The sequence below is a fragment of the uncultured Porphyromonas sp. genome (assembly GCF_902489635.1).
Taxonomy (GTDB): domain Bacteria; phylum Bacteroidota; class Bacteroidia; order Bacteroidales; family Porphyromonadaceae; genus Porphyromonas.
On sequence record NZ_CABUAN010000004.1, the window covers coordinates 1 to 13,810 of the forward strand.

The following is a 13,810-nucleotide window of genomic DNA, read 5'->3' on the forward strand; positions in this document are numbered from 1 at the left end:
GAAGTTATCAAAAACATCATTCTTGAGAAATTGCATTAGCGGGTGGAATGTACGACAGCTAACAGCTAACGGCCAACCTTGGCTTCGCTTCAGATATTTGAGTACCTTTGCATAAATACTGTATGATGCCCTTTGTATAGTCTTTGATACGGACTAGGTGGGGGGCGCATATTGTTGCTTGACTTCTTTTATCTGTTGTACCCATAGCACATTCCGCACGTTTCACCGCTAAGACTCACGCTCGCCTATGTCGCATCACACACCTCGTCCACGGCGCCGATCGCTACTCCCCTCCTCTAGGATTATTGCGATCGTCTGTATCGCCCTACCACTCTTCCTGCTGGGATCTATCGCTCTCCTTGAGGTGGGCAAGTGCCACCTAGAGCAGTCGGTACGCGAGGAGATGACCTTCACCGTCTTACTAGACCCTGAGACCACTGAGCAGGATAGCATACAACTGATGCAGCAGGTGAGCCAGGCTCCGTACGTCAAGGATGTGACCTACATAACGCCCACCGAGGCTGCACGACAGCTCGAAGAGGAGATAGGCGAAGATCCCGTGGCGGTACTCGGCTTTAACCCCCTACAGCCCTCGCTAGAGGTGCATCTCAAGTCACAGTACGCCGTAGCCGATAGCATGGCGCAGATAGAGAGTGACTTCGCCTCGTGGGGCAACGTGCAGACGATGAGCTATCGTGGAGATATGCTCCAGATGATCGATGAGAATATGCAGCATCTCTCGACAATCCTACTGATCGTCTCGCTGATCCTGCTGGTCATCGCTATCATACAGGTCAATAGTATGACCCACATTATGATCTACAGCCGGCGCTTCCTGATCCGCTCCATGACCCTGCTGGGTGCTAAGCCGAGCTTGATCCGTAAGCCTTTTACCACTTACAGCATTTTCAATGGTCTGTGGGGTGGCTTGCTGGCGGTCTGTATGATTCTAGGCACGCTCGGCTATATGACGCAGCGCAATCCGCAGCTCATCGAGAGCTATCTCAGCTACAGCGAGGTGGCGATCATCCTCGGAGGGATCATTTGCCTCGGCATCTTGCTCTCGTGGATCACCGCCTCGATATCGACGAGCAAGTACATTCGTATGGATGGCGGACGTATCGTCATGGCTTAGTCATTATCTCATACATCACAACTTATCAATTATGGTATTTGGCAAGAAGAACTATATCCTCCTAGCGATCTCCGTGGGGATCATTATCTTGGGTCTCCTCTTGATGTCGGGGGGAGGTAGTGCAGACAATCCAGAGTTTACGGCAGAGATCTTTAGCACACGTCGTATCGTCGTGGCGCCTATCGTCACGCTGGTCGGCTTCCTCCTAATCATCTACGCTATCATGGCTAAGCCCAAAAGCTCCAACAAAAGCAAAGACAAGGGTAGCAATACTACGCCACAGAACAAGTAAACCTCTTGTGCCGAAACGCTTAAGATGACGCTACTCGAATCCATTATTCTAGCCATCGTAGAGGGGCTGACGGAGTTTCTCCCAGTCAGCTCTACGGGGCACATGATCCTCACGCAGGGCGCACTCGGCATGGAGAGTACCCCTTTCCTACGGGCCTTTACGGTGATGATCCAGTTTGGCGCGATCCTCTCGGTCGTGGTGCTGTACTACAAGCGATTCTTCACCTTTCGAGTGGAGGAAGGCGCACGACAGCTTCCTCAGCGGTGGCAGTGGGTCGGACGCTTCTCCTTTTATATCAAGCTCCTCGTCGGTCTGATCCCTGCAGCAGTCATCGGGCTACTACTGGAGGAGCAGATAGATAAGCTCCTGGACAATGTCTACGTAGTCGCCACGATGCTCTTCTTGGGTGGCATCTTTATGCTCTTCATCGATCGCATTTGGCCTGCCACAAAACAGACGGTGGAGCGTCCGTCGTACCTCAACGCTTTCGTCATCGGCTGCTTTCAGACCATCGCTATGATCCCAGGCGTGTCACGCTCTATGGCGACGATCGTAGGTGGACTACAGCAGCGACTCACGAGACGCGCAGCGACCGAGTTCTCCTTCTTCCTAGCGGTGCCGACGATGCTCGGCGCTACCCTACTCAAGGGGTACAAGCTCCTCTCCGATCCTGTCTCTAGTCAGATGCTTCAGGAAAACTGGGTGGCACTACTCGTGGGCAATGTGGTTGCCTTCGTGGTAGCACTGCTGGCGATCAGGTTCTTTATCAACTATGTGACCCGCTACGGCTTCAAGCTCTTTGGCTACTACCGTATTGTGGTCGGTCTACTGGTACTCATCCTACTACTCTGCGGAGTGCCTCTAGCGATGCACTAAGATGAATCAGGAAGTCTCCTCCAAGCTCTACACACCTGCCGACCTGCAGGTTCATCGCCCCCTCACGCTACGTACGGGAGCGATCATACCCTTGGACAAGCCGTTGGGGTGGACCTCCTTTGACGTGGTCAATAAGGTGCGCATCATGGTGCGCCAGGTGACTGGTGTCAAGCGCATCAAGGTGGGACACGCTGGGACGCTCGACCCGCAGGCGACGGGCGTGCTGGTGCTCTGCACAGGGCGTGCTACGAAGCTCATCGAGCAGCTGATGGACCATGACAAGGAGTACCGCGCCACGCTACAGCTCGGAGCCACCACACCCTCCTTCGACAGCGAGCACGAGATCGACGCGACCTATCCCTATGAACATATCACGGAGGAGATGGTGCGGAGTGCCTTGCGCCAGTTCACGGGAGAGATTGACCAGCGACCTCCCACCTTCTCAGCCGTCAAGGTAGGGGGCATACGCGCCTACGACCTAGCCCGTCAGGGACAGGAGGTAGAGCTGGCACACAAGCACATCACCATTCACGAGCTGGAGCTACTCAGCTTCACGTCCCCCACCCTACAGCTACGCATCGTCTGTAGCAGAGGCACCTACATTCGTTCGCTGGCACGTGATCTCGGCACAGCTCTCGACTCGGGAGCTTATCTCACCCAGCTGGTGCGGACACGCTCTGGCGAAGTGTCACAGGCAGACTGCTTTAGCCTCGACCAGCTAGACGAACTGCTCGCCCTAACGCCCGACGAGGAGAAACTCTCCTGACCAAACACCCTTACTATACTCACTCTATCCCATTAGAAACAGAATCCAATATGCGACATAAAGCGAAGCTATCACACTTTGATTACAAGCTCCCCGAGGAGCTCATTGCTCAGTACCCGACCACTTTCAGAGATCAGTCTCGTATGATGGTACTGCACCGCACAGACGGCTCTATCGAGCATAAGAACTTTGTGGACATCCTCGACTACTTTGGCGAGAAAGACACTTTTGTCTTCAACGATACGAAGGTTTTCCCCGCCAGACTCTATGGTCTGAAGGAGAAGAACCAGGCGAAGATCGAGGTCTTCCTCCTGCGTGAGCTCAACGACTCCCTGCGCCTATGGGATGTACTCGTAGATCCGGCTCGCAAGATCCGCATCGGCAACAAGCTCGAGTTTGGCGAGGAGGGCGGTGCCCCCGTGCTGGTCGCTGAGGTTATAGACAACACCATCTCGCGCGGTCGTATCTTGCGCTTCCTCTACGATGGCTCTCACGATGACTTCCTCAAGGATCTGTACAGTCTAGGCGAGGCTCCACTCCCCGCAGAGATCAAGCGACCCGCTGAGCCTAGCGACCTAGAGCGTTATCAGAGTGTTTTTGCGAAACATATCGGTGCCGTCTGCGCCCCCGCTGCGAGCCTGCACTTTAGCGACATTATCCTGCACAAGCTACGCCTGCAGGGGTGCAACCTTGCTTTCCTCACACTGCACCACAACCTCTCTAGCTATCAGGAGATTGAGGTAGAGGCGATCAGCAAGTATAAGGTGGAAAACGAAGAGATGTACATCCCCATCGAGTGCTGCGACATCGTCAACCAAGCACGCGACGACAATGCGCAGATAGTGGCTGTCGGAGCGACCGTCATGCGAGCTCTCGAGACGGGCGTCAGCACAGACGGCTACCTCAAGGAGTTCAGTGGCTGGACCAACGAGTTTATCTATCCGCCTTACCACATTCACCTGCCGACCGCTATGCTGACCAACTTCAATGCGCCAAAGAGCATCAACCTCATGTGCGCTGCCACCATGGGTGGTGAGAAGAATGTGATGAATGCAATGAATGTAGCGGTCAAGGAGAAGTACCGCTTCGGTTGCTACGGGGATGCGCTCCTCATTATGGACTAAAGGATCCCGCTAAGACTCTCTCACTGTCGCTCCTATGCCTACTGCTTACATAGCCCTCGGTAGCAACCTCGACGAGCCTCGTCACCAGCTACTAGAGGCGATCAGACGAATGCGCCTTCGTGGGCTCCGAATCTGCAGCGTTGCTCCCTTTGTGGAGACGCGCCCCGTGGGCTTCGCTTCGGAGCATCTCTTCCTCAATAGCGTCGTGTCCGTTCACACGACAGCGACACCAGCAGAGCTTTTGGCACAGCTTCAGGCTATCGAGCGTGAGATGGGGCGACTGCACAAGTCGCACGACGGCATCTACTCCGACCGAGTCATAGACCTAGACATCCTGCTCTACGACCAGTGTGTCGTGACCACGCCTGAGCTCACCATCCCGCATCCTCGTATGTGTGAGCGCGCCTTCGTCCTGCAGCCACTCAGCTACATAGCACCTGAGCTCACCATCCCCACGACGGGGGCCACCGTGGCTCAGCTACTAGCCGCCCTGCCCGCATGATACATGATCTGAGCGAAACGATCTGCGCGCCGGCCACCGCACTAGGCGGAGGACTAGCCGTCATACGTATCTCGGGAAGCCTAGCCCCGCAGATCGCTGAGACGCTTCTTGGCAAAAGGCTCGCGCCTCGTGAAGCCACGACCGCTGGACTACGCATTGACGGACAACTCATAGACCTCGTCGTAGCCACCTACTTCGCCGCCCCACACTCCTACACTGGCGAAGAGGTCGTCGAGCTTTCTTGCCACGCCTCCCCCTACATCGTACGTTCCATACTGGAGTGGATCGCTCAGCAGAAAGGGTGCCGCATGGCCGATCCAGGCGAATTTACCCGTCGTGCCTTGGCGCATGGCAAGCTAGACCTAGCCGAGGCGGAGGCGGTCGCCGACCTCATCGCTGCGACCACTGCCACACAGCACAAGATGGCTATGGAGCAGCATACCGGCAGGCTCAGTCATCTGCTCAACGAACTGCGGGCAACGCTCCTACGCTTCGCCGGTCTTCTCGAGCTAGAGCTAGACTTTAGCGAAGAGGATGTAGCCTTTGCCGATCGCTCCACACTAGTTGAAACGTTAGCCACCATACAGCACCAGCTTCGCCTGCTCACGCAAAGCTTCAGCACCGGGCAAGAACTCCAGCAAGGCATCCCGACCGCTATCATTGGCGCTCCCAACGTGGGCAAGAGCAGTCTCCTCAACGCCCTTCTCCAGCACGAACGAGCTATCGTCAGCGACATCCCTGGCACCACCCGTGACACCGTCGAGGGGCGACTAACCATCCGAGGCACACTCTTCCGGCTCATCGACACCGCCGGGCTGCGCCAGACGACCGACCTCGTGGAGCAACTAGGCATCGAGCGCAGCTACCAGCAGATCTCCTCCGCACGGCTCATCCTCTGGGTCATCGCCCCGCCCCTACCCACGTGGGACGAGCTAGAGACACAGCTCGGTGAACTCCTGCCACTCACCGCCCCCGATAGTACCCTCATGCTCCTGCTCAACAAGCGGGATCTACTCACCGAGAGCGAGGTCACGGACTGGCTCAGCCACTGCTCCGAACAGCTACAACGCATGAACGGCAAGCGACACACCACCCCTCCGCTAGCCATCTCAGCACGAGCCGCTGAGGGCATCGAAGCTCTCGAAGAGCTTATGGTCACCAACACCCACACCCTTCACGGAGAGGAGGAGGAGACCGTGATGCTCTACAACCTGCGCCACTACGAGGCGCTCACCAAGGCAAGTCACGCCTTAGAGTTAGTCTCCGAGGGACTCCACAACAGCTTGACCAGTGACCTCATCACCCCCTATCTCCGTGAGGCGATCGAAGAGATCGGCCTCGTCACAGGCGACTCCATCACCTCCGACGAGGTGCTCGGCTTCATCTTCTCTCACTTCTGCATCGGCAAATAGTATGGGACAGGGACGCATCGCAGAGGAGCAGCAGGTCATTAGGCAGATGATCCAGCTCTACTGCAGGAAGAAAGAGGGAAATGAAACGCTCTGCGACAGCTGTCGCGAACTACTCGAGTACGCCACACGGCGACTAGACCGCTGCCACTACGGCGCAGCAAAGCCCACCTGCCGCAAATGCCCCATACACTGCTACCGACCCGACATGAAAGCCCGCATTCAGACGGTGATGCGCTGGGCTGGTCCCCGTATGCTCTTCCACCACCCCCTCGCCGCTGTCAAGCACCTCCTCCGCGAGCTCTAGAGCCACCCGCTCCTTTACCACCTTTTTAAAGTTGCCTGCAAGGCGTTTGAACGCTTCTGTAGGATTTCCAAAAGCTTTCCTCTCTTGGAAAAAACAATTCCCAAGGAAGGAAAGTTTCTTTTCCAACGCTGGAAAGCTTCATTTCCAACGCTGGAAAGTTTCTTTTCCAACGGAGGAAATGTTTCGTTCCAGCGGGGGTGGGAGCGATTCGTCCCATGAGGATGGGACGTTGTTTGAGACGTGTTTTAGCGAGTAATACCTATTACTGGGTAGGTTTGCGAAGGTGGCCCCTTGACAAAGAGGTATAACTTTGCGGTGCAATAGATTCATACAAGCTGTACACCCCCGCAACAACTGATGGCTAAGGCTCAGCATAACGCATATATCAAGCAGATGCACCGCTACGATGCACTCATGACGGGACGCTCCTGGTGGGGGCATCTCTTTATGAATGGGCTCTGGCAGGTGGATCAGCTACAGATGGCGGCAGAGGTCTTGGCTATGATCCCCGATGACTTTGCGGGGCGGCTACTAGATGTGCCGGTGGGGACTGCGGTCTTCACCTGCGACAAGTACAAGCAGCTTGCCAAGGCTCAGATCACTGCACTGGACTACTCCGAGAAGATGCTCGAGATGGCTGCTCACCGCTTTGAGGTGGAGGGGGTGACCAATGTATCGCTCGTGCAGGGCGATGTGGGGGCGATGCCCTTTGCCGATGGGGAGTTTGACTATCTGCTCACGATGAGTGGCTTACAAGCTTTCCCCGACAAGGAGCGAGCCCTCCGTGAGATGCACCGTGTGCTGAAGCTGGGAGGGCGACTGTGTGGATGCTTTTACGTACGTGGGGAGCACCGCGTGGGCGACTGGATAGCTCGCCATATATTGGAGCGCAAGGGGTACTACTGCCCGCCACACTACACAGCCCCGGAGGCGGTGGCAGTTCTTCGAGACCTCTTTGGGGAGCGTATCTCCGTACATCAGTACCACGCTATGCTCATCTGCTCAGTAATCAAAGATAGGTAAACAAACGAACTATGAATAGTCCGACACCAGATATACAGCAGCGTATCGAGGAGGGTGCCATGCGGCTCTTCTCTCGGCATGGCTACATAGGCACCTCGATGCGTATGGTAGCCAAGGAGGCTTACGCCTCGCTGGGCAGTATATACTACTATTATGAGGACAAGGAGGCGCTCTTTCGCTCGCTCGTAGAGCCTGCGATCAAGGGGCTAGAGGCACTTTACGCTTTACCGCCTAAGGATCAAGATATGGAGATGGATATGCTGGACCCTGTGGAGCGTAAGCGGAGGGGCTACTCGAAGTCACCTTTCTACCAGTACATCATCGACCATGCGGAGGCTCTGCGACTGGTCTTCTTCGCCAGTGCGGGTTCCTATCTGGATCACTACGAGACTCGGCTCAATCAGCTGAGCAACGAGGCGACCATCCGCTACTTCGAGCGGTATCGGGAGCTCCATCCCGACTGGAAAGCCGAGGTCGATCCCGCCTTCGTCGATATTTACTCAGCCTTTATCACGGCAACCATCAAAGCTATACTGCAACGGTCCGACACCAGTCCAGAAGAGCTGGTACGGTTCTGTCAGTGCCACGAGAAGTTTAGCTTAGGCGGTTGGCGAGAGCTCTTAGGGGTCTGGTGAAACAGTTCACCAGACCCTTTTTTTGAACACTTAGCGAAAGACGTTCAGTTTCCCCATCTTCCCAATAAGCAAATCAACCAACTAATCAATGAGACGATACAGACTACTATTACTCATCACGCTACTCTCCCTCAGCGCAGCAGTAGCTCAGGAGTACCACTACCGTGGCAGCGTACTAGATGACGCTACGGGCGAACCCCTCATCGGAGCCAATGTCTATGCCGAGCCAAAAGGTGCGGGAGCCGTCACCGATGCCGAGGGTCGCTGGGAGCTCACCTCCAAGCAGCGTGTCAAGACGCTCGTCGTGAGCTACGTGGGCTACAAGAGCAAGCGCATCACATCTCCACGGCAAGATGGCAAGCCGATCAGCGTGAGACTAGAGGTCGACGAGACAACGCTGGGCAGTGTCGTCGTCGTTGCCAAGCGTCAGGAGCGCGCTCTGCGTGAGTCCGCTATGCCTATCTCGGTCATCTCGATGCGACAGCTACAAGGCACCGCCTCCTCGATAGACGAGGTGCTGTCTCGCACTACAGGCGTGACGCTACGCAATACGGGCGGACTAGGGAGTGCCTCGCGCATCTCGCTACGTGGACTAGAGGGCAAGCGGATGGGTATCTACATTGACGAGACACCCTTTGGCGAGATGAGCGACTTCATCTCGATCAGTGACATCCCGACCGATATGATCGAGCGGGTAGAGGTCTACAAGGGGATCGTGCCCTACAAGTTTGGTGGCTCAGCTATGGGCGGAGCGGTGAATGTAGTGCTCAAGGAGTACCCGCCGAAGTACTTTGACGCTTCGTATGAGGTGGGATCGTACAATTCGCACATGCTCTCGACAGTCTTCAAGCGCACACTGGAGGATGCGGGCGTGCAGCTAGGACTTGGCGGTACGCTCGCCTACTCGGACAACAACTACAAGATGGAGCTGCCACACTACAAGGATCGGATCGTGAGGCGAGACCACGACCAGTTTAAGAAAGCGATCCTAGGCGGTAGCCTCAAGGCGACGAAGTGGTGGTTTGACGAGATCAAGCTAGAGTGCGCTGGGACCTACATTCGCAGAGAGATACAGGGCTTCGAGTGGGACGTACGAGAAGCTTTTACCCTCTCCAAGGGATTGGCTCTGGAGAGTACCTTCAAGCGTGCAGACTTCTTCCTCCCAGGGCTAGATCTAGACGCATCGGTCGGGCTAGTCTTCGGGCAAAATGGACTGACCGACAAGGCTGCGCATCGCTACGACTGGGATGGCAAGGAGTACCCCGCTGGCTCCTCCTATGGGGGCGAGCTATCGAGCATACCTACCGATGGGATCAATCGGACGATCAACCTGGTGGACAAGCTCAACCTGAACTATACGCTAGACCGCCATCAAGCTTTCAATCTCAACCTGTGCCACACCTACGCTTATCGCAATCCTACGGACACGCTTATGGATCGTGCTTTGGGCTATAAGGCGAACTTCAAGAGCCGTATGAACAGCCTCACGGCGGGTGCTTCCTACGATCTCACGCTCTTTGAGGATCGGCTCCAAAATGCGGTCACCGCAAAGTACTACAACTACCGCTCTCGCTCTAAGGTGATCGGGACGATCAGTATGGGCGACCTCAAGGATGTGATGACCAATCGGCACTTCTTCGGCTGGAGCGAAGCTATCCGCTACCGCTTCACACCAGACTTCCTGATCAAGGCTTCCTATGCGGACGAGGTGCGCATACCTACGAGTGAGGAGCTACTAGGCAATGGCTACTCGATCAGTGCCTCGACGGACCTTCGTCCCGAGCATAGCCGTGGGGGTAACATTGGCTTAGTCTATCGCAACCTCTCGCCCTCATCAAGACGGTTGATCGAGGCTGAGGTCAATGCTTTCGGCTCTTACATCACCGATATGATCCGCTTCATGCCAGGGATTATCCCCTCGATGAGCTGCTATCAGAACTTCGGGAGCATCCGCACGTGGGGCGTAGAGGGCGAGGTGAAGTGGGATGCCCTCCCCTGGCTCTACCTCTATGGCAATGCAACCTACCAAGACCTCAGAGACACACGCCGACTGATCCCCTCGACGAATGTCGCTAACCCGACTTACCTCAAGCGCATGCCCAACATCCCCTACTTCCTAGCCAATGCGGGCTTGGAGCTACACAAGGAGAACCTCTTCGGCGGGGAGGGCTACAACAGCCGTCTGATGCTCGACGCCTCCTATGTGCATCAGTACTACTACGACTTCGAGGTGAGCCAGTACCAAGAGCGCAAGATACCGACTGCACTGCGCCTAGACTTAGGACTAGAGCAGAGCCTGCGCAATAATCAGTGGACGATTACCTTCAAGGTCAAGAACCTGACCAACCAGCGTCAGATGTCGGAGCTAAACCGTCCGTTACCAGGTATTAACTTCTCGGTAAAGCTGCGATACCTCTTCAGATGACAACTATATATTCACCAATTCAAATAACAGATTTCACTATGAACAGATTCAACAAACTAACCAACAGGCTCACCCTTATCGCTGTCCTCCTACTAGGGCTAGCGCTCACCAGCTGTGACAAGGAGCCTAAGCCGACACCCCAGACGGGTAGTGAGCGGATTCTCTTCTCTACCTCAATAATGAATGCGGACGGTGCCTCAGGCAATGGTTACCTGCAGGCTATCGGTGCTATCGAGGCGAAGAAGTACGACAACAGCCGTGGCGTGCCGGTAGGCTTCGGCACGGAACCTATCTACTGCGGAGATCATCTCTACGTCCTACCCGACTATATGGGTATGGGCAAGACTGAGCTCGTCTACTACACCGTAAGCAAGGAGTTGCAGTTCACCAAGCGTGGCGCTATGGAGCTCCCAGGAGGAGCTGGTGCCTGCAATGTGGTCGAGGTCTCGCCTGAGAAGGCTTACATCAGCTTCCAAAACATCGGACAGGTCTGGGCGTTTAACCCCAAGACGATGACCAAGACGGCCGTGATAGACCTCAACCAGTACAAGCACGCTGATACCAATGTGATGCCTGGTGCTATGGCAGTACGCGACGGCAAGCTCTACGTAGGGCTCTGCCAGTTGGACTCCAAGTGGATGCCACTACACAAGGAGGTCGAGCTGGCACTCATAGACATCGCAACGGACAAGGTGGAGAAGAAGATTTCCTCTACCACCTCGGGGCTCTGTGTCGCTACCCGTCCGATCGTGGCTAACTCGATCTTCCTCGATGACAAGGGCGATCTGTACATACTCTGCATGGGAAGCTTTGGCTTCAACCCTGAGTTCCCCGGAGGTATCGTTCGCATCAAAAAGGGTGAGACCGAGATCGACCCCTCATGGTCTATGAATCTCTCGGAGATCAACATAGAGGTCAAGGGCATCCTACCCAAGACGACCAAGCTACCCGCCAACTACATCGCATCGATGCACTACGTCTCTGGCTCTAAGGCGGTCGCCATCATGGGCATCTATGCGCTCGACCCCACGAGCACGAACCCCTACACGGCTCTCTACTGTATTCCTGCAGTCATCGACCTAGAGCAGCGTACCATCCAGCAGATTGAGGGGATCCCAGCATCTAATCCTCACGCATGCGCCCTCGGGTGGTACAACGATCGGATCATGATCGGCTCGGCAGGCAAGGAGCGTAGCGGATTTTACTCCTACGACCCTAAGACAGGTGCCGTATCTGACGGACCCGCCTTTGAGGTAGAGGGCAATCCCGTCTCCTTCTACCAAATGAAGTAGTTTAGAAAGTATAGGACACAAAAAAAGGCGGGTCGCTAAGTCAGCGATCCGCCTTTTTCTATGGCTTCGTATTTGAGTAGAAAGATTACTCGGAGGGAGTTTTACTAGCGAGGCAAATGGTGCGCCCTACCCTTTGGTAGCTGCCTGTACGACGTTGAGCACGTAGTCGCCCAGCTGCTCGTAGTAGCCTACGAGATCCATATAGCTTACGGACTCGGGGTAGTCGTACTTCTGCGTACGGACGTTTTCCATGTTCTGAGCTTTCAGCAAGGTGCGCAGGTCGTTGAGTTGCTTCTCTAACGTGTAGCTCTCACGAGCGTCAGACTCCGAGAGCTTGTTGCGCCTCAAGAGCTCGGCCATCTTGAGAGCCGTCTCTGTGGCGATCGTGTGGATCTGCAGGAGGTTGTTGCGCACCATATCGGTGTAGCTCTTACCGAGCTGGTGGTAACGATTGATCTCACGCGCTATGCCCACCGCAGCATCGGCGACACTCTCTATCTCGGTTGCTACACGGTAGTAGACGAGTATATCGCTCTGTGACTCCTTACCTAGCTCCGTGTGGGAGATCTTGTTGAGGTAGTCGGCTATCTCGACCTCTACGGCATCGGATATGTCCTCCTCTTGCTCGCACTTGTTGTAGAGCCTCTTGAGCTCGACAGGATTGTCTGTCTTGAGCATCCCCTCACAGTAAGACATCATCTGCGTAACCCTGCTGGCGTACTCGGCCAGCTCTTGCTGCACTTGTAGCAGACCGATCTCACCCGTTGGTAGGATACCAGCACGTATGTAGCGTAGGTGAGTTTGCTCTGTGTCACCCTTCTTAGACTTCTTCATTGGGATGGCTCGCTGGCAGATCTTGACATAGACCGGTACGAACCAGATCATCACAAAGGCGTTCAGCAGGTTGAAGGTGGTGTGGAAGAGTGACAGTCCGATAGAGACCGTCGTGGCTAGACTGACGATCTGAGCTTGTATAGCAGCTAGCGAGGGGTCGGCCAGTGGCTCTACTGATGAGATAGCACTCATACTAGCGGGATCGTAGACCTGACTGAGGCGAGAGGTGTACTCATATAGCTCTCGTGGATCACCTACGCCCATATTCATCAGCCAGTTGGCGATCATATTGGTAAAGGGGTAGAAGAAGATCAAGACGAGTAGCACACCGAAGACGTTGAATAGCAGGTGAGAGAGTGCAGCTCGCTTCGCATTGACATTAGCTCCGAGAGCCGCCAGATTAGCGGTGATGGTCGTTCCGATGTTTTCGCCTAGGATCATGGCCGTAGCGATCTCGAAGGGTATCCACCCTTTCGAACACATGATGAGTGTGATCGCTACCGTCGCACTGGAGGACTGCACCACCAGCGTCATAATGGTACCGATCAGGAGGAAGATCAGGATAGACCCAAAGCCCATGTCGGTGTACCCACGGAGGAATTCGAGTGCCTCAGGATGACTCTGGAGGTCTGGCATCGAGTCCTTGAGAAACTGCAATCCGAGGAAGAGGAGCGAGAAGCCTACGAGGAACTCGCCCAGCGAGTTGAGCTGCTCCCGCTTCATATAGATGAGCGGTATGGAAATGGCGAAGAGCGGTATGGCAAAGGTCGATATATCTATCTTAAAGCCGAAGAGGGTGATGACCCAAGCGGTGACGGTCGTACCAATGTTAGCGCCCATAATGACCGATATGGCCTGTCCTAGCTGGAGGAGTCCCGCATTGACGAAGCTGACGACCATCAGTGTCGTAGCACTAGAGGACTGCACCAAGGCGGTCACCAAGACACCAGTGAGTAGCCCTAAGACTCGCCAGGAGGTCATCGCTGCGAGGATCTGACGCATCCTATCGCCTGCTGCCTTTTGGATGCCCTCGCTCATGATCTTCATACCAAAGAGAAAGAGTCCTAGCGATCCCAGCAGATAGATAAAGTCAAACAGAGTAAATGCCATGAGTATGTCGTTGTTTGTATGTCATTACCATGCAAAAGTCCCCTAAGACCTACCAGCTACATGAGGCTCAAAGCCGCATA

13 protein-coding genes are annotated in these 13,810 nt (G+C 55.1%); 12 read left to right on the plus strand and 1 reads right to left on the minus strand.

Going from position 1 to position 13,810, the window contains the following annotated elements; genetic code table 11:
• Positions 1-247: 247 nt before the first annotated feature.
• The 12 genes from RDM37_RS01355 (at position 248) to RDM37_RS01410 (ending at position 11,786) form a co-directional block, all read left to right on the plus strand.
• Positions 248-1,135 carry a permease-like cell division protein FtsX gene (locus RDM37_RS01355; protein WP_308554508.1) on the plus strand — a complete coding sequence of 296 codons (888 nt, stop codon included), beginning with the start codon at positions 248-250 and terminating at the stop codon, positions 1,133-1,135.
• A gap of 31 nt (positions 1,136-1,166) precedes the next feature.
• Positions 1,167-1,427 carry a DUF3098 domain-containing protein gene (locus tag RDM37_RS01360; RefSeq protein ID WP_308554509.1) on the plus strand — a complete coding sequence of 87 codons (261 nt, stop codon included), beginning with the start codon at positions 1,167-1,169 and terminating at the stop codon, positions 1,425-1,427.
• Positions 1,428-1,451: 24 nt separating this feature from the next.
• Complete coding sequence (locus RDM37_RS01365) at positions 1,452-2,303, plus strand: undecaprenyl-diphosphate phosphatase (protein WP_308554510.1); 852 nt, start codon at positions 1,452-1,454, stop codon at positions 2,301-2,303.
• Position 2,304: 1 nt separating this feature from the next.
• Positions 2,305-3,069 (plus strand): tRNA pseudouridine(55) synthase TruB, encoded by a 765-nt coding sequence (truB, locus tag RDM37_RS01370; RefSeq protein WP_308554511.1) that lies wholly within the window; start codon positions 2,305-2,307, stop codon positions 3,067-3,069.
• A gap of 50 nt (positions 3,070-3,119) precedes the next feature.
• Positions 3,120-4,193 (plus strand): tRNA preQ1(34) S-adenosylmethionine ribosyltransferase-isomerase QueA, encoded by a 1,074-nt coding sequence (gene queA, locus RDM37_RS01375; protein ID WP_308554512.1) that lies wholly within the window; start codon positions 3,120-3,122, stop codon positions 4,191-4,193.
• 34 nt (positions 4,194-4,227) lie between these two features.
• Positions 4,228-4,695 (plus strand): 2-amino-4-hydroxy-6-hydroxymethyldihydropteridine diphosphokinase, encoded by a 468-nt coding sequence (gene folK / locus RDM37_RS01380; RefSeq protein WP_308554513.1) that lies wholly within the window; start codon positions 4,228-4,230, stop codon positions 4,693-4,695.
• Entirely contained in the window at positions 4,692-6,107 is a 1,416-nt protein-coding gene (mnmE, locus tag RDM37_RS01385; RefSeq protein ID WP_308554514.1) for a tRNA uridine-5-carboxymethylaminomethyl(34) synthesis GTPase MnmE, read from the plus strand. Before folK ends, mnmE begins: the two co-directional genes overlap by 4 nt.
• Position 6,108: 1 nt before the next feature.
• Positions 6,109-6,411 (plus strand): nitrous oxide-stimulated promoter family protein, encoded by a 303-nt coding sequence (locus tag RDM37_RS01390; RefSeq protein WP_025884178.1) that lies wholly within the window; start codon positions 6,109-6,111, stop codon positions 6,409-6,411.
• 357 nt (positions 6,412-6,768) lie between these two features.
• Positions 6,769-7,434, plus strand: a complete 666-nt coding sequence (locus tag RDM37_RS01395; protein ID WP_308554515.1) for a class I SAM-dependent methyltransferase — start codon at positions 6,769-6,771, stop codon at positions 7,432-7,434.
• A gap of 11 nt (positions 7,435-7,445) precedes the next feature.
• Positions 7,446-8,069, plus strand: coding sequence for a TetR/AcrR family transcriptional regulator (locus tag RDM37_RS01400; protein ID WP_308554516.1), 624 nt, complete (start codon positions 7,446-7,448; stop codon positions 8,067-8,069).
• Positions 8,070-8,157: 88 nt separating this feature from the next.
• Complete coding sequence (locus RDM37_RS01405) at positions 8,158-10,494, plus strand: TonB-dependent receptor domain-containing protein (protein WP_308554517.1); 2,337 nt, start codon at positions 8,158-8,160, stop codon at positions 10,492-10,494.
• A gap of 38 nt (positions 10,495-10,532) precedes the next feature.
• Complete coding sequence (locus RDM37_RS01410; RefSeq protein ID WP_308554518.1) at positions 10,533-11,786, plus strand: hypothetical protein; 1,254 nt, start codon at positions 10,533-10,535, stop codon at positions 11,784-11,786.
• Between the two features lie 126 nt (positions 11,787-11,912).
• On the opposite strand, the gene RDM37_RS01415 is transcribed toward RDM37_RS01410, so the two are convergent.
• The gene (locus RDM37_RS01415; RefSeq protein ID WP_308554519.1) at positions 11,913-13,730 is read right to left on the minus strand and encodes a Na/Pi cotransporter family protein; all 1,818 of its coding nucleotides are present in this window, start codon (positions 13,728-13,730) and stop codon (positions 11,913-11,915) included.
• Between the last annotated feature and the right edge of the window lie 80 nt (positions 13,731-13,810).

Coding starts and splice junctions, on each gene's coding strand:
- RDM37_RS01360 (WP_308554509.1), top strand. CDS start 1,167: ATGGTATTTGGCAAGAAGAACTATATCCTCCTAGCGATCTCCGTGGGG.
- queA (WP_308554512.1), top strand. CDS start 3,120: ATGCGACATAAAGCGAAGCTATCACACTTTGATTACAAGCTCCCCGAG.
- RDM37_RS01405 (WP_308554517.1), top strand. CDS start 8,158: ATGAGACGATACAGACTACTATTACTCATCACGCTACTCTCCCTCAGC.
- RDM37_RS01365 (WP_308554510.1), top strand. CDS start 1,452: ATGACGCTACTCGAATCCATTATTCTAGCCATCGTAGAGGGGCTGACG.
- RDM37_RS01355 (WP_308554508.1), top strand. CDS start 248: ATGTCGCATCACACACCTCGTCCACGGCGCCGATCGCTACTCCCCTCC.
- folK (WP_308554513.1), top strand. CDS start 4,228: ATGCCTACTGCTTACATAGCCCTCGGTAGCAACCTCGACGAGCCTCGT.
- mnmE (WP_308554514.1), top strand. CDS start 4,692: ATGATACATGATCTGAGCGAAACGATCTGCGCGCCGGCCACCGCACTA.
- RDM37_RS01415 (WP_308554519.1), bottom strand. CDS start 13,730: ATGGCATTTACTCTGTTTGACTTTATCTATCTGCTGGGATCGCTAGGA.
- RDM37_RS01390 (WP_025884178.1), top strand. CDS start 6,109: ATGGGACAGGGACGCATCGCAGAGGAGCAGCAGGTCATTAGGCAGATG.
- RDM37_RS01410 (WP_308554518.1), top strand. CDS start 10,533: ATGAACAGATTCAACAAACTAACCAACAGGCTCACCCTTATCGCTGTC.
- RDM37_RS01395 (WP_308554515.1), top strand. CDS start 6,769: ATGGCTAAGGCTCAGCATAACGCATATATCAAGCAGATGCACCGCTAC.
- truB (WP_308554511.1), top strand. CDS start 2,305: ATGAATCAGGAAGTCTCCTCCAAGCTCTACACACCTGCCGACCTGCAG.
- RDM37_RS01400 (WP_308554516.1), top strand. CDS start 7,446: ATGAATAGTCCGACACCAGATATACAGCAGCGTATCGAGGAGGGTGCC.